The organism is Taklimakanibacter deserti, from assembly GCA_003574785.1.
On sequence record QORU01000008.1, the window covers coordinates 53597 to 77043 of the forward strand.

The following is a 23447-nucleotide window of genomic DNA, read 5'->3' on the forward strand; positions in this document are numbered from 1 at the left end:
CCTCACGCGAAGAAGCCGTGGACGAACCAGCGGGGATCCGAGGTCTCGCGGCCATAGAGGCCTTCGCGATAGAGCCAGAAGCGCTGTCCCACAGTATTCTCGAGACAGAAATAATCGCGGGTGAAGCCTTTCGCGTCGCTCCGCCACCATTCATCGGCGATGCGCTCTGGGCCTTGCGCTGAAGTGACGATATGGGTTTCGCCGCGCCACTGAAATTGCCGGGGCGGGCCATCGGGAATGAGGGCGGTGACCCGGGTCTCTTCCGGCTGCGGCAGGAGCAATGGCGGCCGCGAGCGGTCCGCATCGGGGGTGGGCCAGGAGGGAGCCGGACCATCCGCCTTTTGCGAGATTTCAGCACGTTCGGGAATATGGCTTTCGACCGGCTGGAGCTGCCGCACGGCTTCGGGACCGAGGCGCTGCTTCAGCGCATCGATGAGCCGGGCCTGCTGTTCAGCTGACGTCTCGGTATTGGCGGGCGTTTCGAGATCGCCTTGCCACTCAGGCGTCTTTTCCGCCAGCGTGACGGAGAGCCTGACACAATCGAAGCCGAAGCCCGTTTCTAGCCCGCGGTCGAGGCGATCGAGCTTGAGGGTGAGAAGCCGCGCGATATGGGAAGGATCGCGCGTCGGCGCGGCCATGCCGATCTCGATCTGCTGCACATCGCCATCGACGCGATAGAGATCGAGCCTGAAGCCGCGGATGCCGACGCCGTCCTGCGTCAGGGAAGGGATGAGCCGCTGCATCAGTTTCGCCGCGGTGGCGACGACCGTCTCTTGTGCAAAGATCGGATCGAGAAAAGAGTGCTGCACATGGTAGACGGGCGGCGGCGATATGAAATGCAAGGCTTCGCGCCTCAGCCCAAGGGCCTGGTCGAGACGCAGGAGCAATTCATTTTCGAAACGGGCGGCGAAGGGCGCCCGCGGTGCATCGATCAGCATGCCGATGGTCTTGAAGCCGAGGCGCCGCAAGGCCGCATAGCTGTCGGGTCCGAGCCGCAGCGCCTTGATCGACAAGGGGCGCAAGGCTTCCTTCTCCTGTCCGTCCGCGAGGCAGAGCGGCAAGCGGGATGAGGCATGGGAAAGCGCCCAGGCGGCACCTGGCGTGCCGGCAATGGCGCAGCGCGCCGTGAGGTTGAATGTCTTCAGACGCTTGATGAGGTCGCGTAGCAACGCGTCTTCGCCGCCGAAGAGATGGGAAGAGCCGGTGATGTCGAGGAAGAAGCCGTCGCCGCCATTTTCGAGGCCCCAGGGCGAGGCGGCGGGCGTATAGCGCGTCGCCCACAAGGTCAGACGGCGGAGCGCCTGCGCGTCACGCTCGGGCTCGAGCGCATGAACCTGCAGCAGCCCGCCGGCCTTGGCGCGCGCATCGCTCAAGGTCTGGCCGATGAAGAGACCATCGTGTTCGGCAGCCGGTGACGTGGCGGCGATGCGCGGACCACCCGACCCATCGACGGTGAGAACGAAAGGCTGATCAGGCGCGATTGACGCGGACGAGCCTTGCGCTGTCAGGAAGCGCAGGATCGGCCAGCGCGGCAGCCAGACCGAAACGATGCGACGCATGGGACCACTCCAACACAAACTCACCAACCGAACCGTTGCGGCAGCGTTCGAGCATCACTTGCCATCGCCATCCGGTGAGGGCTCCGGAGGGTTCGCGATGAGCCGGGGCTGCCTTGATGCGCCAGCGTGTCTCGGCCGCGCTCGCGACCGCGGCTCTGGGCGGCCTGAGCAATAGAAGCGGCCGGCGCGCCTCACGCGCGGCGAGGCTCAGGCGCTGGCTTTTCTTGAGGTCGAGCGCTTGCGCGATGAGGCCGGCGACGATCCCTGCCGCACCCGAGCGCAAGGTCTCCTCGATTGCCCAGAAGGCGTCCGTCTCCTTCTGTGCTTCGATGAAAGTGAGACGCCCCGGATCGAGGCCGAGCGTCTGCAGGCCATGGCCATGAAGCCGGCCGACGGAAGCGAGACTCGATGCCGAGGTGACGATGAAGACGGGTCCCTTCTCGGGAAGGGAAACCATGAGGGCTGAGAGGAAGCCCAAGGCCGCCGGTATATCGAGGCTGGAGGCGGCATGGATCTCATGGACGCTGTCGAGCGCCAGGCCCTGGCGGGGAAGGTGCTTGTCGAGGGTGGGAAGCCCGAAGGAAAAGAACCGGCCCGGAGCGGAAGGGGCATGAGGGGATGCCACCAGCTGGCGCAAATCCTCGAGGCTCGCGGCAGGCTTGGCGCGCCGCGTCCTGGCAAAGGGAAGACCGGTCGTTGGGGCAAGAAACATGAGAATATTTATAGAACATAAAAAGAACGTAGACAATACAAAGGACTGTCTCCCGAGTCCTTCCTCTAACGTCTTGGAATCAATCGCCTTTTATTCCTGGTGCTCATGCACCGGCATCACCGGGGTGGGATCGGTGACGGGCGTCGGTATGGCGACCCCGATCCGGGCGAGGGTATAGCGCACCCGGCGCAGCGCCTCGCGTCCCTTGGTGCCGAGCTTGGCGGCGACGCCGGCGGCGATCGTGTCGATTACGGCGAGATGCGCATAGCGCGACGGCGTCGGCACCAGCACATTGTTGCCCTCGGCAATGGTGATGGTGATGACGATATCGGCCGCCTTGGCGAGCGGCGTGCCGGGCCGCGTCATGGCGATGGTGCGGGCGCCAAAGGAGCGGGCGATCTCGACCGCTTCGACCACGGGCTTGGAACGCCCGCTATTGGAGATGGCGAAGACCGCATCGCCGGGCTTCAGCGTTGCCGCCGACATGCGCTGCTGATGGCCGTCGACATAGGCCGAGACCGGGAGTCCCAAGCGGAACAGGCGCAATTTGGCGTCCTCGATCATGGCGGCGGAGCCGCCGCCCTGGCCATAGAGATCGATCCGCCGGCTTCCCGCCAGAGCGTCGATCGCCTGACCCACTACCTGAGTGTCGAGCTGGTCGAGACATTCGCGCACCGCACTCGCCGCGCGCATCATGATCGTTTGCGCCAGCTGGCCGACATCGTCGTTGAAGATGCGGTCGGATTTGAGATAGGCCGCCGCCACGGTGAGCGTGGTGGCGAGATTGATCTTGAATTCGGCGAAGGAGGCGCAACCCACCGAGCGGCAGAAGCGCGTGACCGTCGGCTGGCTCACTTTCGCCTTGCGGGCAAGGTCGGCGATCGTCATGCGCGTCGCCGCCTCATAGTCGCGGCACACGATCTGGGCGACGCGCCGTTCCGATGGCGACAATTCGCTCTCGATGCGCTGGATGCGCGAGACGATGTCGATCGCCGATGGCTGCTGTAATTGCTTCTCGCCGCGCCCGCGCGCCATGTCGATTTTGCCTTTGCAGTCCGTAATTAAATTACATGCTTTTGCCCTTTCGGCAAGGCGTATGCTGAAACTGCGAAAGGCACGAAACAGTAGGGCGCCTCTGCCATTTCCGCTAAACACGCTAATTATGTGCGTTTTTGTGCGTTTCGCCGGAACGGAACTCGCATATTGGCTATTGCGCCGTCTGAAATTTTGTCACATGATTTGACAAAATAACGAGAACCGATCGTAGGGCCGGAAACACCATGATGGATGCGACTGAGATGCGCACAGCGGCAGGCGTTTCGGAAAAGAGCAGACCAGCCAAGATGGTCGTGGCCGACGCCAGCAAATACTACCAGACCCGCAGCGGCTCGGTGCATGCCCTCGACAATGTGTCGCTCGAAGTGCGCGACGGCGAGTTCCTCTGCATCCTGGGCCCGTCGGGCTGCGGAAAGTCGACTTTGCTCTGGTCGATGGGCGGGTTGCACGAGCTGACCAAAGGCGAGATCCGGCTCGGAGCTGAGAGGATCGTCAAACCGCATCCCGAGATCGCCATGATCTTCCAGGACGCCAATCTCCTGCCCTGGCGCAACCTCGCCGCCAATATCGCGCTGCCTTTCGAGCTCAAGCGCAAGCCGGTCGATCAGAAGCGCATCGACATGCTGCTGAAGCGCGTCAATCTCAAGGGCTTCGAGTCGAAATTTCCGCGCGAGCTGTCAGGCGGCATGCAGCAGCGCGCCTCGATCGTGCGCAGCCTTTCGGTAAACCCCTCGCTGCTCCTGATGGACGAGCCTTTCGGCGCGCTCGACGCTTTCACCCGCGATGAGATGAACCTCCTGATCCAGGAAATCTGGATGGAGACCGGCAAGACCATCGTCTTCGTCACCCATTCGATCTCGGAGGCGATCTTCCTCGCCGACCGCGTCGCCGTGATGTCGGCGCGGCCCGGCCGGATCGCCGCCATTTTCGACATCGACATACCGCGCCCGCGCCCGGTGGACATCCAGACCAAGCCGGACTTCATCGAGCGCGTGCTCAAGATCAAGGCGAGCATCGATCACGGCCGCGGCGCCCATGAGGGGTTGGCGATCACCTGAAACAAAAAGCACCACAAAGCGCGAGGGAGGAAGAAGAGTGGACAAGGCGCTGGGCGACAAGATCCCGGAATTCAACCGCAAGAAAGGGGCTGGCGAAGGCGGCGTCGGCCTCTCGGGGACCTCGCTCGGCCTCGGCGATCATCGCACCAAATTCGAAATCCTGATCATCATCCTCGTCGCGGTGGTCATCATCGGCGGCAGCGAATTCCTGCTCAAATGGTTCGGCGTGCCGCAATATGTGCTCCCGACCCCCAGCCAGATCGTCACCGCGCTCTTCACCGAATGGAAATTCATCTGGCCGCATCTTCTGACCACGCTCTATGAATTGCTGGTGGGTTTTGCCATCGGTGCCTCGATCGGCTTCGTTCTCGCCGCCGTCATCACCCAGTTCCCCTTGGTCGAAAAGGTGGTGACGCCCTATATCCTGCTGCTCGTCACCACGCCCATGCTGGCCTTGGTGCCGCTTCTCATCCTGAAGCTCGGCTTCGGCAGCGAGCCGCGCATCATCGCGGTGGCGCTCGCTTCGGGTCCGATGGTGATGATCAATTCGGCGACCGGCTTCCGGCGCGTCGATCTCGCCAAGATCGCGCTCGCCCGCTCCTTCGGCGCTTCGACCTTCCAGATCTTCACCAAGATCCGCATCCCGATGGCCATGCCGATGATCATCGTCGGGCTGATGGTCGGCTCGATCTTCGGCCTGCTCACCACGGTCGGCGCGGAGATGGTCGGCGGTGCGGAAGGCCTCGGCAACCGCCTGACCTATTATTCATCCCTCATCCGCATGCCGCAATTCTTCGCCATCATCCTCATTCTCGCGATCATCGGCATATCGATCTATGTCCTGTTCTATTGGATCGGCAAGAAATGGGCGAGCTGGGAGGCATGATTCATAAGAGTGCATGACGACAGAAGCACAAACAGGAGGAAACGAGACATGAACCAGATGATGATTGGACGGCGTCGTCTCTTGAGCCTGACCGCCGCGGGCGTTTCGGTTGCGGCCTTGGGAGGCCTCGGCAGCATGCGCAAGGCTGAGGCCGCGAGCGGCACGGTGCGCTGGGTGTCGCCGCGCGGCACGATCGAGGTCCTGGACGACTATCCCTATTGGGTCGGCAAGAAGTTCGGCTATTTCGGCGATATCGAGACGACGCTCGAGCCTGGGCCCTCCGATGCCACGGCCTGCGTCAAGCTCGTCGACCAGAACCAGGCCGATATGGGCTATCCCTCGCCCGGCGTCTTCTCGCTGGGCTTGGCCCAGGGCATTCCGCTGGTCTCGGTCTTCCATATGGGCGGCGCCGATGTGTTCGACTTCGCCTTCCGCAAGGGTGAGAAGCCGGCCGACATCAAGGGCATCGAAGGCAAGACGATCGTTCTGGGCTCGGCCGGCTGGCAGTCGATCTGCGATCCGATGCTGAAGGCGGCGGGCGTCGACATCACCAAGGTGAAATATGTCGATGGCGGCTGGCCGGCCTGGGGCACGGTCTTGAAGCAGGGCAATGGCGATGCGGCGCTATCCTGGGAAGGCTGGCGCGCCCAATGGAAGGGCCAGGGCCTCGATTTCGACTATTTCCTCGGCCGTGACTTTTCCAAGCTCCCCGCCAACAGCTTCGTCATCCGCAAGGCGGATTTCGATGATGCGTCGAAGAAGGACCTCTATGCCAATTATCTGAAGGGCTGGGCCGCGGGCCTCGAATTCGGCCGGATCAATCCGCGCGCCGCCACCCAGATCGTGATGGAGCAGTTCCCCGGCCTCTCCTCGCAGATGAACCCGTCGGTCGCGACGGAATCGATGATGCAGCTCGCCAATGTCTTCGCCGGCCGCTGGGACGAGCGCAAGAAATGGGGCTATCACATCCCGGAAAGCTGGCAGCTCTTCTTCGACACCGCCAAGGAGATCGGCCAGATCCAGGGCGACATCAAGGTCGAGGACGTGGTCAAGAACGACTTCGTCGATGCCGCCAACGGCTTCGATGCCGCCAAGATCAAGGCCGACGCCGACGGCTATGCCTTGTCGGACGACTATAAGAAGGTCGATGTCGAGGCGATCAAGGCGGCGCTCTGAAACTCAAAACAAGGAAGGCGGCGGTCGTGACGATCGCCGCCTATTCATCGCGTGAGCTACAAAGCCATCTATAGCTATGCCTGGGACCTGGCCGACGCTGGAATTGCGCAAGCCGTTGCCGAGTTCCGCGGCCTCGGCCTCGACACCGTCACTCTGGCGGGCAGTTATCATGCCGGCAAGTTCCTGAGGCCGCATGGCCGCTCGGGCAAGGTCTATTTCCCGGAAGACGGCACGGTCTATTTCAAGCACGATGCCGGCCGCTATGGCGCCATCAAGCCGGTCGCCAACCATATGCTGAAGGAGCGCGATGTCCTGGCCGAGCTTTTGGCGCAAGGCGGCATGCAAGTGAATGTCTGGCTGGTGCTGCTGCACAATACGCTGCTCGGCAACGCCCACCCCCAGTCAACGGTCGCCAATGCCTTTGGCGACCGCTACATCTATAGTCTTTGTCCTTCGGCGCCCGAAGCCCGCGCCTACGCCATTGGCCTTGCCCGCGATGTTACTGAAAACTACGCCGTCAGGGGCGTGTCGCTCGAGACGCCGGGCTTTCTGCCCTATGTTCACGGCTATCATCACGAATTCGCGTTGAACCGGCCCAATCGCTGGCTCGACAACATGCTGGGCCTGTGCTTCTGCGATCATTGCGTGGGGGCTGCGGAGAAAGCCGGCATAGCGGCGAAGAAGCTCAAAGCCGACGTGGCGCAGGATGTGAGCGCCTATCTTGCGAGCGACATCGATTTTCCCGACGACATGGCCGAGGCCTTCTGGCTCGCCGATACCCGCGCCGACGGCGATCTCAGGCGCTTCCTCGACTGGCGCTGCTCGGTCGTGACTTCGCTCATTGCCGAGATTCGGGCTGCGGTGCGCAAGGACGCCACCGTCGCCGTCATTCCTTCGGTGGCACGCCCGACCGGCGGCGCCTGGTATGAGGGCAGCGACCTCAAGAGCCAGGCCGAGACCGCAGGCATCATCGAGGCCTGTTTCTATGAGCCGGGGGCGGGCCGCGTGAAGGCCGATCTCTTCGACATCAAGCGGCGCTTGCGGGGATCAGGAAAGATCAGGGCCATTTTGCGCCCGGCCTATCCTGACTTCACCAGCCAGGCCGAGTTCCTGGCCGCCGTCGCTGCGCTACGAGAGGGCGGCGTCAGTGAATTCGCTTTCTACAATTGGGGCCATATCCGCAAGGCCAATCTCGCCTGGATCGGCGAAGCGATGAATTAGGGAGGATAGTAGCATGGCAAAGAAACGTGTCTTGGTAGTGGGCCTCGGCAATATGGGCATGAGCCATGCGCTGGCCTATACGCGCATTCCGGGCTTCGAGGTCGTGGGCGTATGCGAAAGGCGCATCGACAAGCGCGAATTGCCCGAGGCGCTGAAGGGCACCAGGAAATTCTCCAACTATGAGAAGGCGCTGGCCGAACTCAAGCCCGATGTCGTGTCGATTAACACGCTGCCCGACACCCATGCCGACTTCGCCATCAAGGCGATGGAGGCGGGCGCCCATGTCTTCGTCGAGAAGCCTCTTGCCGACAGCGTCGCCAATGCCGAGAAGGTGGTCGAGACCGCGAAGCGCACCAAGCGCAAGCTCGTGATTGGTTACATCTTGCGGCACCATCCGTCCTGGGTGAAGTTCATCGAGATCGCCCGCCAGCTCGGCACGCCGCTCGTCTTTCGCATGAACCTCAATCAGCAGTCCAATGGCGAGACCTGGGCCTGGCACAAAAGGCTGATGGACTCCTTCCCTCCGATCGTCGATTGCGGCGTGCATTATGTCGATATCATGTGCCAGATGGCGCCCAAGGCGAAGCCGGTCAAGGTACATGCGATCGGGGCCAGGCTCAGCAACGAGGTCGCCAAGCAGAATTACGGTATGCTGCAGGTCTCTTTCGACGACGGCTCGGTCGGCTGGTATGAGGCGGGCTGGGGCCCGATGATGAGCGAGACCGCCTTCTTCGTGAAGGACGTCATCGGCCCCAAGGGCTCGGTATCGATCGTGATGGCCGAGACTGCCGGCCAAGTGAAGTCGGACGACATCAACGCCCATACCAAGACCAACCAGATCCTCTGGCATCATGCCGACATGTCGAAGCCCGACGAGCGCATCGACATGACGGACGAGCCGGATCACGACGCTTTGTGCGAAAGAGAGCAGCGCTATCTCTTGAAGGCGATCGAGGAGGACATCGATCTCACCGACCACATGAATGACGGCGTCAAGAGCCTGAAGATCGTCGTCGCCGCCGACCGCTCGATCCATGAAGGGCAGGTCGTGGCGCTGTGACGATTACAGCCAGTCGTTCCGCTTGAAACGGTAATAGAGGAAGCCGCACAGCGCCACGATGAGAGCGAGGATGGCGAAATAGCCATATTGCCATTTGAGCTCGGGCATGTGCTCGAAATTCATGCCATAGATGCCGGCGACCGCCGTGGGCACGGCGAGAATGGCGGCCCACGCCGCGAGCTTGCGGGTGACGGCGCTCTGCTGCGCCTGGCCCATCATCAGGCTCGCCTCGAAAGCGAAGGCCAGAACTTCTCTCAGTGAATCGATGCCGTCCTGGACGCGCTGGATATGGTCGGTCACGTCGCGGAAATGCGAGCGCATCTCGGCATCGATCGGCAGGAGCTCGGCATGTTCGAGGCGGCGGCAGATATCGACCAGCGGCAGCACCGCATTGCGCAATTTGAGGAGCTCGCGCCTGAGCGCATAGAGTCGCTGCACTTGCCTTGTGCTGATCTTTTCATGCAGGACCCGGTCCTCCAGGACCTCGACTTCCTTGCGCACCGCTTCGACCACCGGCGTGTAGTTGTCGACGATGAAATCGAGGATCTTGTAGAGGATGTAATCCTCGCCATGGGAAAGCATCTTCTGGCAGGATTCGCAATGCTCGCGCACGGTTGAATAGGAGGCCGATGCGCCATGCCGCACCGAGACGACATAGCCTTTCCCGACGAAGAGATGCGTCTCGCCGAAAGCGATCTTGCCTGAAACCATTTGCGCGGTGCGGGCGACGATGAAGAGCGCGTCGCCATATTCCTCGATCTTGGGATGCTGATGCGCCTTTTCGGCATCCTCGATGGCGAGCGGATGCAGATTGAGCTGCCGCTTTACCCGGTTCAGAAGCTCACGGCCGGGCTCGAACAGGCCGATCCACACAACATGGCCTGACTTCTTCTGCCACTGACCGGCCTCGTCCACCGGGATGTCGGCGATGCGCTTGCCCTTGGCATAGACGCTTGACGCGACGACGCCGGGCTCGGGCTTGGGCGGCTTGGTTGGCACCTGGTCGGGCATGCGGAAGCTCTAGCGAACCTGGCCCTCTCATGCAATCTCCGTGGCCTTCGCACGATCGTTCAAGACGATTGGAGAGTCTTCGCTCTATCAAAATCTCTTCATTAGCGCGGAGGATCACGTGCTGCCCGAGACCTCTCTTCCGGGGCTTGTCTCGCTTCTCGCTTCGGCCGCGGCCCTCATGGCGTCACCGGGCCCGGCGACCTTGAGCGTCGCGGCGACGGCGGCCGCCTATGGCTTCTGGCGGTCGCTGCCCTATGCGCTCGGCATCAATCTCGGCACCATTCTCGTGCTCCTCGCCATGGCGCTCGGCGCCTCGACCTTGCTTTATGCGCTCCCGGCGCTCGCTCTGCCGCTGTCGATCGCCGCGTCCCTCTATATTCTCTATCTGGCTTTCCGGATCGCGACGGCGCCGCCTCTCACCGACAGGACGAGTGAATTGGCGCCCGGCCTGGCGCCGGGATTGCTTCTCGCCGTCGCCAACCCCAAGGCCTATCTCGCCATCGGTGCCGTTTATTCCAAGGCCGTGCTCATGCCGTCGAGCGCGCTCGCCGATGCCGTGCTCAAATGCGTGATATTGAGCATCGCGATCATCGTCATCCACACGGTCTGGGCGCTGGCCGGATCGGCACTCACCTCGGTCTTGCGCCATCCCCAGGCTTCGCGCGCGGTGAATCTCATCCTTGCCGCGGCTTTGGTCCTGGTGGTGATTGCCGATTACCTGTGAGTTCACGCCAGATAGGCGGCATCCTCGCGCACTTCGATGAGCGTCGGGCACCGCTTCGTGAAAGCAGCCTCGATGCTGTCTTGAAGCTCGACCAGGCTCTGGGCCCTCAGCGCATCGCAGCCGAAGGATTTGGCGAGCGCGATGAAATCCGGATTTCTCGGCTTGACGCTGATGAGCGGCAGTCCACGCGCCTGCATGAAATCCTTGATCTCGCCCAGCCCGTCATTGTTCCACAGCACGATGGCGAGCGGCAATTCGAGCTCGACGGCGGTGGCGAGCTCCTGGATGGTAAAGAGCAGCCCGCCGTCGCCGGCCAACACCACGCCTGGACGATCGGGATTTGCGAGCTTGGCGCCGATCGCGGCCGGCAGCGCATAGCCCATGGTGCCGTAGCCCATGGGGAAAAACCAGCTTCTGGCCTTGCGCGTCTCGAAATGCACGCAGCCCGTATAGGCGATCTGTGTCATGTCGCCGAAGATGAACCCGTTCTCGGGCAAGGCCTTTCGAACAGTATCAAGGACCTTGATGTGCTTGGCCTCGAGCGGCGTCACGGCGCTGCGCATGGCCCGGCGCAGATGCTTGAGGTCATCGCGAGGACGGATCTTGCTCTCGAGCTTGGCGAGCAGGGCTCGCAAGGTGAGGGCGCTGTCGGCAAGGATGCTGAGTGCGGCCGGATAGTCGCCCGCAAGCACCACGGGATCGAGATCAATGCGCACGAGCTTGCCGGTGACATCGAGCTTGCCGTGCGTGAGTGCGTCGCCGCCGCCGGTCTTCTCGGAATCGGCCGTGACATAGAGATCGGCTTCCGACAATTCGCTACCCACCACGATGACGAGATCGGCCCCCGCGATGAGCTTGCGCGCCTCGGGCCGCTGCAGGGTCGAGCTCAGCGACAGCGGATGATCGTCGGGAATGACGCCCTTGGCGGCGATCGTCGTGGCGACGGGAAGCGAGAGCTTCTCGGCGAGAGCGACGATCTCTTGACCGGCATGGATGGTACCACCGCCCGCGACCAACACGGGCCGCTGGGCTTCACCGAGGAGATGCGCGAGCGCATCGATAAGCTCGGGCGCCGCTGCCGGTGCCGACAATTTGGGCGGGTTCAACGCCCGCGCCGAGGCCGGCCGGGTGAGGAGATCGAGCGGGAAGGAGAGGTGATGGGGTCTTGGCCGCTGTGAAGAGAAGTAGGCAAAGGCGCGCTCGAGCAGCACCGGCACCTGATCGGGCGAAAGCACCGTGGCGCTGAGCGTGGTGACGGGCGCCGTGGCCTGGCGCTGGTCGGTCACGTCATGCAGCATGCCGCGGCCCATGCCGAGATCGCCAATGGCATTCACGCTCGATAGCGCCAGGACGGGAATGGAGTCGCTATAGGCCTGGCCGAGCGGTGTCGCGATATTGGTGACGCCCGGTCCGCTGATGACGAGGCAGACGCCGGGCCGGCCGGAGGAGCGCGCATAGCCGTCGGCCATGAAACCCGCCCCTTGCTCATGGCGGACGCCGACATGGCGCAGCCCCGCTTCGTTCATGGCGCGGAAGAACTCCAGCGTGTGGACGCCGGGAAGACCGAAGACGACATCGACGCCGAGCTGCCTCAAGAGGAAAGGCAGGTTTTCTCCAACGCTCTGGGACATGATTATTCCGTTAATCGAAATTAATTTCCGATTTATAGAATTTCATTTGATCGCTACACTGTCAAGACCATGAGAGGACCGGATCGCCGTCTTGCCGCCTGTCTCGCCGGTTTGCGCGAGCTGTTGGACACGCGCTGCTCGACCGGGCAGAGCCTGCGCGAATTGCATGCACGTGACGAAGGCTGGCATTTGCCGGGCCTGCCCGATGCGGTGTGCTTTCCGAAAACGGCGCCGGAAGTGGCAAGCATCGTGACACTCTGCCGCCGTCATGCCGTACCGGTCATCGCTTTCGGCACCGGCTCCGGCATGGAAGGGCAGATCAATGCCGTTCAAGGCGGCATATCGGTCGATCTCTCCGGCCTCGACCAGATCCTGGAAGTCAATGCCGGCGACATGGATTGCCGGGTCGAGGCCGGCGTGCGGCGGATGACGCTCAACACGCATTTGCGCGATACCGGCCTCTTCTTTCCGGTCGATCCCGGTGCCGATGCGAGCCTGGGCGGCATGGCGGCGACGCGCGCCTCGGGTCCCAATGCGATGCGCTACGGCACGATGCGCGACAATGTGCTGGCGCTCGAAGCGGTGCTCGGCACGGGCGAGATCATCACGACCGGCACGCGCGCGCGGAAGTCGTCTGCCGGCTATGATCTGACGCGCCTCCTCATCGGCTCGGAAGGGACGCTCGCCATTATCACCAAACTGTGCCTCAGGCTCCATGCGTTGCCGGAAGCCTTGCGTACCGCGCGTGTTCATGCTTCCGACCTGCAGAGCCTTCTCGATTATGCCATTGCCCTCATGCAGGCGGGCATAGGCATGGCCAAGCTCGAGGTGATGGACGAGGTCGCGGTCAGGGCCGTCAATCTTTACGCCGGTCTTGGCCTCGAAGAAGAGCCAACCTTGCTTGTCGAATTCGCCGGCAGCGCCGCCACGATCGATCATGAGGTCGATTTCGCTCTGGCGCTGGCAGAGGACTTCGACTTGCCGAAACCGGTCTGGGCCGCCTCGCCCGAGGACCGCAGCCGCCTGTGGAAAGCGCGTCACGAGGTCGCCCATGCGGAAACGCTTCTGCGCCCCGGCAGCCGCAGTCTCGTCACCGATGTCTGCGTGCCCATTTCCCGCATCGCCCGATGCATTGCCGAGACGCGTGCCGACCTTGCCACGATCGACCTCATCGCCTCGATCGTCGGCCATATTGGCGACGGCAATTTTCATGTGAGCATGCTGATCGATTCAGGCGACAGCCGGGAAATCGCGCTCGCCGAGGCGGCGCATGACCGGCTCATCGATCGCGCTTTGGCCATGGGGGGCACCTCGACCGGCGAGCATGGCATAGGTCTCGGCAAGATGACGCATTTGCGGCGCGAGATGGGAGGAGGCGTCGATGTGATGCGCGCCATCAAGCAGGTCTTCGATCCCGACCTCATCCTCAATCCGGGGAAGATTTTCTAGGGCCTCTAAGCCTGGAGCCGGCGCGATGGCTCGCTCTGATGCAGATAGACGGCGAATGTATCCCATGGCGGTGCGAGCGAAAGCTGCGCCAGGATACGGCCGACCTCGCCGCGGTGATAGCCGCCATGGGTCGCGACATGCATCAGCATTTCCTGCCGCGACATGGCGCCTTGGTCTCCGTCGATGAAGCCGAAGGAAATGGACTGGGAAAGCTCGTCCGCGGACACACGTGCGAGATAATCGACATACCATCGATCCGATGCGGCAACCGCGGCACTGAGCTCCGGCAGAGCTGGTGTTTCCGTCGTGTTGCTCGATGCCTAAGCGTGCCGCGCGCCCGTGAGATGCGCGGCGAAGATGCGGCCCACCACATAGGCATGATTGATCAGCCTGGTGGCGGAATGCAACTCCTGCTTGTGCAATTTGGGGTCGAGGCTCTTCAATTTCTCCAACAGATCCTCATTGGCCCAGGCCTGATAGCCGAACAGAGGACGCAGCAATGCCAAGGCGCTCATGGGTCTGCCTCCTCAACTGCGTTTGGCTCGGCTGTCGGCGATGACGCACAGCATCTCGAACAGGAGATTGGCGGCATTGAGCGCCGTCTGTCCGGTCGGATCGAAGACCGGCGCCACCTCGCAGATGTCGGCGCCGACGAGATGCTTGCCTTCGAGGCTCCTGATCATGACTTGCGCATCGCGCACCGAGAAGCCGCCGACTTCCGGCACGCCGGTGCCCATGGCATAGGCGGCATCGAGGCCGTCTATGTCGAAGGTGATGTAGGTAGGTCCCTTGCCGGTGACGCGGTCGATCTCGCGGACCACGTTATCGCGTCCGATCTTCTCATATTCATCCATGGTGATGAGGCGGAAGCCGGCATCGGCGCCCCATTGCACATCGTTCTCGCTGAAGCGGCTGCCGCGCAAGCCGATCTGGATCACGCGCTTCGGATCGATGAGGCCTTCCTCGACGGCGCGCCGGAAGGTCGTCGCGTGGTTGATCCTGGTGCCGAGCAGTTCGTCGAGCGTGTCGGCATGCGAATCGAAATGGACGACGCCGACCGGTTTATCGCGCGCGATGACGCGCAGGATCGGCAAGGGCACGGTGTGGTCACCGCCAATGGCGATGGGGATCGCGCCGGTCTTGTGGATGTCGTGGAAAAACGCCTCGATGAGGCCGATGCTTGCCGTGGGATCGAGCGCATTCACCGTGGCATCGCCGACATCGGCGACATTGCACAGGCGGAAGGGCGCGATGCCGCTGGTCGGATGGATCTGGCGGATGATGCGCGAGGCCTCGCGCACCGCGGCCGGGCCATGGCGGGCGCCGGAGCGGAAATTGACCCCCATGTCGAAAGGGACGCCGGCAATGGCGATGTCGATCTCGTTGCTGATCGGCAGGCGCGGCGTGCGCAGGAAGGTGGCGACATCGGCGAAGCGTGGGGTCTTGGCGGAGTCGAAGGGCTGGAAACGCGGATCGTTCTTCACTGGGGATCTTTCATTATTCCGATTATCGAAATTATATTCCGGAATATAAAATGTACGAGCGAAGGCGCTCTGTCAATCCGCGAAAGGCTCACATGGAAAAATCAGGCCCGACCGTTGCCGAGGCTCGCGAGCTGCGGCCCGAGCCGGCCCGCGATCTCCTTGAGCAGCGCCACCGCATTGGCGATCGACAGTGTTTCGACAAACGCATCGCGCAAGCCGAGGAGGCCCAGGCTGAAGACGACGCCGGCATCGCCTGTTTCGATCGGCACCGCGACGGCAAGCGTCGCCTCATCGAGCTCGTCGTCGCATAGCGCATAGCCTTGAGCGCGCGCTTCGGTGAGGGCGCGGCGCACATCGGCGGGCTTGGTTGGCGTGCGCGGCCGGAATTTCCGCATCGGCTGCGCGATGGCGCGGGCGATGACATCGTCCGGCTGATGCGCGAAGAGGATACGCCCGACCGCTGTGGCGTTGATCGGGAAATTCTGCCCGGGATGGACCGAGGTGCGTGCCGGCTCGCGCGGCATGAATGCGCAGCACAGATCGACGCGCTCATCGGCATAGCGCGCGAGATAGGCGGTGAGATCAAGACGGTCGGCGAGCGCCTGGATCTCGGGCTCGCAGATGCTGCGCAATCTCTCGGTGCTGATGCTCATCTGGAACATGCGCTGCAGGCGCCCGCCGAGGCGATAGCGCGCGCGCCGTCCTTCGGTGGCGACGAAACCGATATCGACCAGGTTGCGCAACAGCCGGAGCGCCGACGGCATGGGCAGGCCGACACGTTCGGCGACGTCGCTCAGCGACAGGCCTTCCGGCGCCGCGGCGATGATCTCGAGAATGCGCGCCGCGCGCTGGAGCGGTGTGGAGGCCTGGCCTGGCATCGTGATGAGAATCCCTGAGTCTTGAGCATCTGCCATAACATTCTTCGCGCCAAAAGTGTGGCTCGCCACAGCTTCCTTGAGCTCTCCCTTCAGTGACCGATCCGGACCGTCCTTCCGTGGAAGGCGGTTGACATATGCCGGTCTCTAGACCAAAATATCAAAAAACGAAAGATAATTCCGAAAATCGGAATAACAGAAAACGGCACAGACGAACAGGAGGAGCGATATGAGAATGCTTAAGCGCGCGCTGTTGGGCTCGCTGGGATTGATGGCGCTGGGAGGCTTGGCCCATGCCGAGGGCAGCGTCACGGTGGTGTCCTGGGGTGGTCTCTATACCGAGGTGCAGAACCACTCTTTCTACCAACCCTTCAGCAAGACGACCGGCATCGCCGTCAAATCGGAAGACTGGAACGGCAATCTCGGCCAGATCCGCGCCCAGGTCGACGCCAAGAACGTGACCTGGGACGTGGTGATCGGCGATTCGGCCTTTGCCAAGAAAGGCTGCGAGGAAGGCTTCCTCGAGAAGATCGATCCGGCCGTCACCCAGGAGAACGCCGCCGATTTCCTCCCCGGCAGCATCACCGACTGCGGCGTCGCCAGCGTCGTCTGGGGCTATGTCATCGGCTATGACGAGCGCAAGGTGAAGGACAGGCCGGGCTCCGTCGCCGATTTCTTCGACCTTCAAAAATATCCGGGCAAGCGCGCTTTGCCGAAGCGGCCGGAATCGACTCTCGAATTCGCGCTGATGGCGGATGGTGTTCCCGCCAAGGACGTCTACAGCGTCCTCGCCACGCCGGAAGGTGTCGATCGCGCCTTCAAGAAGCTCGACACCATCAAGAGCGAGGTCGTGTGGTGGGAAGCGGGCGCGCAGCCGCCGCAACTCCTGAACGACGGCGAGGTCACCATGGCGGTCTCCTTCGCGGCCCGCCTCGTGGGCCCCATCCTCGACGACAAGAAGCCCTTCGGCATCCTCTATGACGGCATGCTCTATGATCTCGACACCTGGATGATCCCCAAAGGCTCGCCGCACAAGAAGGAAGCCGAGGAATTCATCAAATTCGCGAGCGACCCTGGCCGCCAGGCCGAGCTTGCGACCCGCGCCGGCTATGCGCCGGTCCGCATCTCGGCGATCGGGCTCGTCGGCAAGCATCCGACCGCGGGCGTCGACATGAAGCAGTTCATGCTGACCAACCCCGATAATCAGGGCAATGCCGCCGCCATCGACGCGCAATTCTGGTCCGACAATCTCGATGACCTCAAGGAGCGCTTCAACGCCTGGCTCGCCCAATAGCGCATGATCCGGAAAAGTGGGCGCCGGTTTTCCGAAGAGATCATGCGCAACACAAGAGAAAATGCCGCGGCGGGGCGCCCTGCCGCGGCTTCACCGCCGCTCAGCAAGTTTTGCCCGCTCATGAATCCGCTCGTCTCGCTCCGCAATATCCAGAAGACCTATGACGGCAAACAACTGGTCGTGAAGTCGCTCGATCTCGAGGTCAAGGAAGGCGAGTTCCTTACTTTGCTGGGGCCTTCAGGCTCCGGCAAGACCACCGTGCTCATGATGCTGGCGGGCTTCGAGACGCCGACCGCGGGCGAGATCGTGCTGGCGGGCGAGGCGGTCACCCGCCTGCCACCGCAGCGGCGCGGCATCGGCATGGTGTTCCAGAACTACGCGCTCTTCCCCAATATGACGGTCAGGGAGAATCTGAGCTTTCCGCTCGAGGTGAGGAAGCTCGGCACCGACGAGATCGGCGACCGGGTCGAGAAATCCCTCGCCATGGTGCGCCTCGCAGCTTTTGCCGAGCGCAAGCCGGCGCAATTGTCGGGTGGCCAGCAGCAGCGCGTGGCGCTCGCCCGCGCTCTCATCTTCGAGCCGCGTCTCGTCCTGATGGATGAGCCTCTGGGCGCGCTCGACAAGAATCTGCGCGAGCAGATGCAATATGAGATCAAGCAGATCCATGAGAGGCTGGGTGTGACCGTCGTCTATGTCACTCATGACCAGTCGGAAGCGCTGACCATGTCGGACCGGGTCGCGGTCTTCAATGACGGCATCATCCAGCAGATTTGTGCGCCCAGGGAGCTCTATGAGAGCCCGGCCAACTCCTTCGTGGCGGGCTTCATCGGCGAGAACAACCGGCTGCCGGGCGTGGTGCACAAGATCGTCGATGACGAATGCCTGGTGGAGATCGCCGCCGGCCTCATGGTCAGAGCGCGCAAGGTCGGGATCAGGGCGCCGAAGGAGGCAACGACGCTCTCCATCCGTCCCGAGCGGGTGAAACTGTCGCCGAAACAGGGCGAGGTCGATACCGTGATCGACGGCGAGGTCGAGACCGTCCTCTATCATGGCGATCATATTCGCGCCCATTTGAAGGGCATCGGTCCCTCGACCTTCGTCATCAAGCTGCCCAACGCCAATGGCGTGGCGGGCAAGCTTACGGTCGGCGCTCATGTGGCGATCGGCTGGGCATCGTCCGATTGCCTGGCGCTCGACCGGATGGACGCCTGACATGACGGCGCCCTGGCCCGCCATGGCCGATCAAGCCGTGAGCGAAATCCCGCTCCCCGCCGATCTCGAGGCCGCCGCGCGCAAGGTCGAACGCCGCCAGGGTCTTGAGGCCTCTTTGCTGATCCTGCCGCTCGTCATCCTCATCGCCTTCGCCTTCCTGATCCCGGTCGGGCTTCTCCTCTTCAAGAGCATCGACAATCCGGTGATCGCCGAGGGTCTGCCGCGGACGCTTTCCGAGCTCGAGGCTTGGACACCGGCCGATGGCGCGCCGCCCGAAGCGGCCTATGCGGCGCTGAAAGCGGATATCGAGACCGCACGGGAGAAAGCCAGCCTGGGCACGATCGGCGCCAGGCTCAACCAGGATTTTCCCGGCGCCCGCAGCTTGCTGCAGACGACGGCGCGCAAGCTCGAGGCTGCGTCAGGCGCGACCGCCAAGGAAACCTTCGCCGTCATCGACAGACGCTGGGGCGAGCCCCGGATCTTCGGCGCCATCCGCAATGCCGGCAGCCCTTATACCGCCAACTACTATTTGAACGCGCTCGATCTCACTCGCGGCGTCGATGGCGGGATCATCGCCAAGCCGGAAGGGCAGAGGCTGCATATCCATCTCTTCATCCGCACCTTATGGGTGAGCGCGCTCACCGCCTTCATCTGCTTCCTGCTGGCTTATCCGATTGCCTATCTGCTGGCGCATCTGCCGGAGCGGCGCGCCAATCTCTTGATGATCATCGTGCTTTTGCCCTTCTGGACCTCGATCCTGGTACGCATCACGAGCTGGATCGCGCTGTTGCAGAAGCAGGGCGTCGTCAATGACACGCTCGCCGCTCTGGGCGTGATCGACGAGGCGGGCCGGCTCGCCCTCATGTACAATATGACGGGGACCATCGTCGTCGGCACCCATATCCTCCTGCCTTTTTTCGTCCTGCCGCTCTACAGCGTGATGAAGACGGTCAATCCCAATCTGGTGCGCGCCGCGACCTCGCTCGGCGCCAGCCCGTTCACCGCCTTCCGGCGCGTCTATTTCCCGTTGACGGTGCCGGGGATCTTCGCGGGCTCGAGCCTCGTCTTCATATTGTGCACCGGCTATTTCATCACCCCGGCGCTGGTCGGCGGCCAGAACGGCCAGCTCATCAGCAACATCATCGCCTATCACATGCAGCAGTCGCTCAATTGGGGTCTCGCCGCCGCCTTGAGCACGCTCCTCCTGCTGCTCATCGGCATCGTCTATGTCATCTATACGCGCTTCGTGCGCGATGGGCGGTGAGACCATGTTCCTGACGCTCTCGCCTACCGCGGGCCCGCTCGAAAAACTCTGGCATGTGATCTTTTCCGGCCTCTGCCTCGCGATCTTCGCCTTCCTCGTCCTGCCGCTCGTCATCGTGGTGCCGCTCTCTTTCAATGCGGAGGCCTATTTCACCTTCACGCGCGAGATGCTGTCGCTTTCGCCCGAGGCTTTCTCCTGGCGCTGGTACCGCGAGCTCTTCACCAATCCGCAATGGGCGACGGCCTTCCGCAACAGCCTTCTCGTGGCTTTGGGCGCTACCGTCATCGCGACGACGCTCGGCACGCTCGCGGCTTTGGGACTGGCCAAGCTCAGGCCGGCCCTCAGGGCTTCCGTGATGATCGTCCTCTTGTCGCCGATGATCATCCCGATCGTCATCGTCGCCGCGGCCCTCTATTTCTTCTTCACCGCCATTGGCCTCGCCCAGACCTTGACCGGCCTCATTCTGGCGCATGCGATGCTGGGCGCGCCCTTCGTCGTGACGACCGTGCTCGCCACGCTCTCGGGCTTCGACTGGAACCTGGTGCGCGCCGCGGCGAGCCTGGGGGCGGGGCCCGTCCGGACCTTCAGGCGGGTGACGCTGCCGGCCATCGCGCCCGGCGTCATATCGGGCGGGCTTTTCGCCTTCATCACCTCGCTCGATGAGGTGGTGGTCGTCATGTTCCTGGCGAGCGTCGACCAGCGCACCGTGCCGCGCCAGATGTGGAGCGGCATCCGCGAGCAATTGAGCCCGACCATCCTGGCGGCGGCGAGCCTGCTCATCTTCGCGTCCTTACTCCTGCTGCTCTTCGCCGAGATGATCCGGCGGCGCAACGAAGCGGCGCGCATTTCGAATCCGAAGGAATGAAGATGGATATCTCCACCGATGGCGATTACGGAGCGCGCGTCGACAGAGCGCTCGATGTCGAGGGCATGATCGCCGCCTGCCAGGCGGTCATCCGTGTGCCGAGCCTGTCCTATGAGGAGGCGGCCGTCGCGCACCTCTGTGCCGAGCATTTGCGCAAGCTCGGCTTCGACGAGGTCGAAATCGACCGGAACGGCAATGTCATCGGACGCTTGCGCGGGGCGGGCAATGGGCCCTCGCTGATGATCAACGGCCATATCGACCATGTCCCGCCGGGCGAGATGGTCGATCCCTATTCGGGCGAGATCGTCGATGCGGCGCGCTGGGGCGAGACGGGCCCCGCCATCCGTGGCCGCGGCACCTGCGACATGAAATGCAATGTCATGGCGAGCGCCTATGCGGTCTCAGCCATCAAGCGCGCCGGCTTGCGGCTCAATGGCGATATCGTCTTCGTCGCCGATGTGGCGGAGGAGGTCGATTCACCGACCGGCGTCGTTTCGGTCATCGAGCGCGGCATCCGCGCCGATTACGGTCTCAACACCGAATCGACCCGCGGCCACGTCCATATCGGCCATCGCGGCAAGATCGATTGCGAGCTCGAAGTGCATGGCCGCACCTCGCATGCCTCGGAGCCGGCCAACGGCCTCAATGCCGCCTATCAGGCGGTGCCGTTGCTCGATGCCTTGCGCCGCTATGCCGAGGGGCTTGGCGATGATCCCTTGCTCGGGCCGGCCACGGTCACCGTCATTTCGGTGCGCAGCAGTCCCGATAATGGCACGGCCGTCGTGCCCGACCGCTGCGTCGTGCGGGTCGATCGCCGCTATGTCAGGGGCGAGACGGCGGAATCTTGCGAAGCCGAGCTGCGGGCCCTGATCGCGGGCGTCGCGGAAAGCGTGCCCGATTTCACCTGCGACTTCCGCCTCATCACCCATTATCCGTTGATGCATGTGCCCCCCGGCAATCCCGTGGTCGAAGCGGCATTGGCGGCGCGCAAGGAAGCCATCGGCGCGGAAGACGCGCCGGGCGCGTGGCGCTTCGGCGTCAACGGCACTTTCATGTGCCAGGCCGGCATCCCGACCGTCGGCCTCGGCCCCGGCAATGAGAAATGGGCGCATACGCCCGACGAGCACATCGGGATAGACGATCTGACCGAGACCTGCAGCATCTGGATGCGCCTCATCATGCGCATCTGCGGCGTCGTGAAAGAGTGAAAGGATACAAGGAATGAGCAGACTTCTTCAGACGGGCCTCAATGCCGGCAAGGAGCCCTTGGTCAAGGTGGTGGGCGGCGAGGGCGTGCGCTTCATCCTCGATGACGGGCGCAAGGTGATCGACGGCAGCACCACGGGCGGGCCGTTGGGACATCGCCATCCAGACATGGTCGAAGCCCTGCACAAGGCGGCCGAGACGCCGGTCATCAATGAGGGCTGGTTCTGGGCCGAGCGCGAGCAGGCGGCGGACGATCTGATCGACATTGCCTTCGCGGGCGAAGGCAAGTGGGTGGGCGCGGTGCGCTTCTTCTTATCCGGCAGCGAGGCCAATGACCTCGCTCTGACCTTATCGCAGGCGATGACCGGCCGGACGGCGCTCGCCACGCGCGAACGCGCCTATCACGGCATGGCGGGTCTCGCGCGCCAGATGACAGTGCAGCCGCATTGGCATGGCGGCCTCGCCATCCAGGGCGGCGGCACGCGCCCGGTGCCCAATCCGGTGCCGGTGCGAGTCATCCCGGCGCCGCTCAATGCCAAATATGGCGTGATCGATGACAAGCGGCCCCTGGCCGAAAGGCTGAAGCGCGTCGAGGCGACGCTCTCCGACACCGCGGCGACGCTCATCGACTACACGCAAGGCGGCATCTACTACGACGCGGCCTATCAGGACTTCGTCGCCAAGGCGGCGCGCCAGGCGGGCTCTCTGTGGATCGCCGATGAAGTGGTGACGGGGCTCGGCCGCAGCGGCCGCTGGTTCGCCTTTCAGGGCGGCAAGGAGCGGCCCGACATGGTGACCCTCGGCAAATGCCTGGCGGGCGGTGCATCGCCCGCGGGCGCGGTTGTCCTGTCCCAGGACCTGGTCGATGAATTGAAGGACAAGAGCTGGCAGACCTACAGCACCTTCCGCGCCCATCCGGTGGCGGTGGCCTGCATCCGCGCCTATTTGCGCGTCGTCAAGCGCGACGATCTCCTCGCCCGCTCGCGCGTCATGGCAGAGAAGCTGGAGAAGGGTCTCATCGCCATTGCCCAGAGGCATCCAAGCGTGGCGCGGGTCGACGGCTTCGGGCTGCATTGGACGATCGAGCTCCATGGCCCCGACTGGCGCGACTGGTATGCCGACACCATCGAGCCGCCGATCGCATCGCGCGTGGCGGCGCGCGCTTTGGAGGCGGGCGTCATGATCGGCACCAGCGGCGAAGAGACCTCGCTCTTCCTTTGTCCGCCCATGGTGACGTCCGACCGGGAGATCGAGGAATTGCTGCGGGCACTCGATCACGGCCTCGACTTGGCCGATGAAGAGCATGCGCGGGCCGCGGGATGACGGAGGCAAGGATGAAGACCGATCTCACCACAGTGGTCCAGTCCTATCTGGACGCTCTCTTTCATGGCGACGTGGCGCTGTTCCGGAAGGTGTTCCACCCCGAGGCGCGATTGTTCTCGGCGACGGGCGGGGCTCTGGTGGCGCTCGACCTCGAGCAATATATGGAGATCGTGAAGGGCCGGCCATCGCCGGCCGCGCGAAAGGATGAGCGCCGGGACGAGATCGTCTCCATCGTCCAGGCGAGTGCGACCACGGCCCATGCCAGGCTCAAGAACGCCTATCTGCCCAAGCGCTTCACCGACGATCTGACGCTCATCCATATCGACGGCGCCTGGCGGATCATTGCCAAGGTCTGGCATTTCGACATCGTGTAAGGGGCTC

22 protein-coding genes and 1 pseudogene are annotated in these 23447 nt (G+C 63.2%); 14 read left to right on the forward strand and 9 right to left on the reverse strand.

What is annotated here, in order from left to right; genetic code table 11:
• Nucleotides 1–2 precede the first annotated feature (2 nt).
• From DS839_RS17585 to DS839_RS17595, 3 genes are all read right to left on the reverse strand, one after another.
• Nucleotides 3–1559, reverse strand: coding sequence for a Y-family DNA polymerase (locus DS839_RS17585; RefSeq protein WP_119271763.1), 1557 nt, complete (start codon nt 1557–1559; stop codon nt 3–5).
• The gene (locus DS839_RS17590) at nt 1471–2271 is read right to left on the reverse strand and encodes an ImuA family protein (RefSeq protein ID WP_119271764.1); all 801 of its coding nucleotides are present in this window, start codon (nt 2269–2271) and stop codon (nt 1471–1473) included. The genes DS839_RS17585 and DS839_RS17590 overlap by 89 nt, the downstream gene beginning before the upstream one ends.
• 90 nt (nt 2272–2361) lie before the next feature.
• Nucleotides 2362–3306: a MurR/RpiR family transcriptional regulator gene (locus DS839_RS17595; protein ID WP_119271765.1), complete on the reverse strand. Its 945-nt coding sequence runs from the start codon at nt 3304–3306 to the stop codon at nt 2362–2364.
• 245 nt (nt 3307–3551) lie between these two features.
• Here DS839_RS17595 and DS839_RS17600 point away from each other — a divergent pair, with 245 nt between their 5' ends.
• The 5 genes from DS839_RS17600 to DS839_RS17620 are packed head-to-tail and all read left to right on the forward strand — an operon-like array spanning nt 3552 to nt 8728.
• Nucleotides 3552–4385: an ABC transporter ATP-binding protein gene (locus tag DS839_RS17600; RefSeq protein ID WP_438816528.1), complete on the forward strand. Its 834-nt coding sequence runs from the start codon at nt 3552–3554 to the stop codon at nt 4383–4385.
• A 37-nt stretch (nt 4386–4422) separates the two neighbouring features.
• Nucleotides 4423–5271 carry an ABC transporter permease gene (locus DS839_RS17605; protein ID WP_368911703.1) on the forward strand — a complete coding sequence of 283 codons (849 nt, stop codon included), beginning with the start codon at nt 4423–4425 and terminating at the stop codon, nt 5269–5271.
• Between the two features lie 48 nt (nt 5272–5319).
• The gene (locus DS839_RS17610) at nt 5320–6447 is read left to right on the forward strand and encodes an ABC transporter substrate-binding protein (RefSeq protein ID WP_119271767.1); all 1128 of its coding nucleotides are present in this window, start codon (nt 5320–5322) and stop codon (nt 6445–6447) included.
• Between the two features lie 51 nt (nt 6448–6498).
• The gene (locus tag DS839_RS17615) at nt 6499–7668 is read left to right on the forward strand and encodes a hypothetical protein (protein ID WP_119271768.1); all 1170 of its coding nucleotides are present in this window, start codon (nt 6499–6501) and stop codon (nt 7666–7668) included.
• A gap of 13 nt (nt 7669–7681) precedes the next feature.
• Nucleotides 7682–8728 (forward strand): Gfo/Idh/MocA family protein, encoded by a 1047-nt coding sequence (locus DS839_RS17620; RefSeq protein WP_119271769.1) that lies wholly within the window; start codon nt 7682–7684, stop codon nt 8726–8728.
• 3 nt (nt 8729–8731) lie between these two features.
• Here DS839_RS17620 and corA read toward each other — a convergent pair whose 3' ends face one another.
• Nucleotides 8732–9739 (reverse strand): magnesium/cobalt transporter CorA, encoded by a 1008-nt coding sequence (gene corA, locus DS839_RS17625; protein WP_119271770.1) that lies wholly within the window; start codon nt 9737–9739, stop codon nt 8732–8734.
• A 118-nt stretch (nt 9740–9857) separates the two neighbouring features.
• Here corA and DS839_RS17630 point away from each other — a divergent pair, with 118 nt between their 5' ends.
• A complete protein-coding gene (locus tag DS839_RS17630; RefSeq protein WP_368911704.1) occupies nt 9858–10463 on the forward strand; it encodes a LysE family translocator in 606 nt (201 codons plus the stop codon).
• A gap of 2 nt (nt 10464–10465) precedes the next feature.
• On the opposite strand, the gene DS839_RS17635 is transcribed toward DS839_RS17630, so the two are convergent.
• Nucleotides 10466–12094 carry a 5-guanidino-2-oxopentanoate decarboxylase gene (locus DS839_RS17635; protein WP_368911705.1) on the reverse strand — a complete coding sequence of 543 codons (1629 nt, stop codon included), beginning with the start codon at nt 12092–12094 and terminating at the stop codon, nt 10466–10468.
• A gap of 69 nt (nt 12095–12163) precedes the next feature.
• Here DS839_RS17635 and DS839_RS17640 point away from each other — a divergent pair, with 69 nt between their 5' ends.
• A complete protein-coding gene (locus tag DS839_RS17640; RefSeq protein WP_119271772.1) occupies nt 12164–13543 on the forward strand; it encodes an FAD-binding oxidoreductase in 1380 nt (459 codons plus the stop codon).
• Between the two features lie 5 nt (nt 13544–13548).
• On the opposite strand, the pseudogene DS839_RS36955 reads toward DS839_RS17640, so the two are convergent.
• The 4 genes and pseudogenes from DS839_RS36955 to DS839_RS17655 all read right to left on the reverse strand — a co-directional run.
• Nucleotides 13549–13839, reverse strand: a pseudogene (locus DS839_RS36955) (DinB family protein); the annotation flags it as partial.
• Between the two features lie 24 nt (nt 13840–13863).
• Entirely contained in the window at nt 13864–14058 is a 195-nt protein-coding gene (locus DS839_RS36960) for a DinB family protein (RefSeq protein WP_368911706.1), read from the reverse strand.
• 12 nt (nt 14059–14070) lie between these two features.
• Nucleotides 14071–15027 (reverse strand): agmatinase, encoded by a 957-nt coding sequence (gene speB / locus DS839_RS17650; RefSeq protein WP_119271773.1) that lies wholly within the window; start codon nt 15025–15027, stop codon nt 14071–14073.
• Nucleotides 15028–15128: 101 nt separating this feature from the next.
• Nucleotides 15129–15941: an IclR family transcriptional regulator gene (locus DS839_RS17655; RefSeq protein WP_119271774.1), complete on the reverse strand. Its 813-nt coding sequence runs from the start codon at nt 15939–15941 to the stop codon at nt 15129–15131.
• Nucleotides 15942–16131: 190 nt separating this feature from the next.
• Between DS839_RS17655 and DS839_RS17660 the strand changes: the two genes are divergently transcribed.
• The 7 genes from DS839_RS17660 (at nt 16132) to DS839_RS17690 (ending at nt 23440) form a co-directional block, all read left to right on the forward strand.
• The gene (locus DS839_RS17660) at nt 16132–17196 is read left to right on the forward strand and encodes an ABC transporter substrate-binding protein (protein WP_119271775.1); all 1065 of its coding nucleotides are present in this window, start codon (nt 16132–16134) and stop codon (nt 17194–17196) included.
• Nucleotides 17197–17316: 120 nt separating this feature from the next.
• Nucleotides 17317–18408, forward strand: coding sequence for an ABC transporter ATP-binding protein (locus tag DS839_RS17665; RefSeq protein ID WP_368911734.1), 1092 nt, complete (start codon nt 17317–17319; stop codon nt 18406–18408).
• 1 nt (nt 18409) lies between these two features.
• On the forward strand, nt 18410–19672 hold the full coding sequence (locus DS839_RS17670) for an ABC transporter permease (RefSeq protein WP_368911707.1): 1263 nt from the start codon (nt 18410–18412) through the stop codon (nt 19670–19672).
• Between the two features lie 4 nt (nt 19673–19676).
• Nucleotides 19677–20537: an ABC transporter permease gene (locus DS839_RS17675; protein WP_119272066.1), complete on the forward strand. Its 861-nt coding sequence runs from the start codon at nt 19677–19679 to the stop codon at nt 20535–20537.
• A 2-nt stretch (nt 20538–20539) separates the two neighbouring features.
• Nucleotides 20540–21745 carry a M20 family metallopeptidase gene (locus tag DS839_RS17680; RefSeq protein ID WP_162918623.1) on the forward strand — a complete coding sequence of 402 codons (1206 nt, stop codon included), beginning with the start codon at nt 20540–20542 and terminating at the stop codon, nt 21743–21745.
• A 13-nt stretch (nt 21746–21758) separates the two neighbouring features.
• A complete protein-coding gene (locus DS839_RS17685; protein ID WP_119271778.1) occupies nt 21759–23066 on the forward strand; it encodes an aminotransferase class III-fold pyridoxal phosphate-dependent enzyme in 1308 nt (435 codons plus the stop codon).
• An 11-nt stretch (nt 23067–23077) separates the two neighbouring features.
• A complete protein-coding gene (locus DS839_RS17690) occupies nt 23078–23440 on the forward strand; it encodes a nuclear transport factor 2 family protein (protein WP_162918624.1) in 363 nt (120 codons plus the stop codon).
• The last annotated feature ends 7 nt before the right edge of the window (nt 23441–23447 follow it).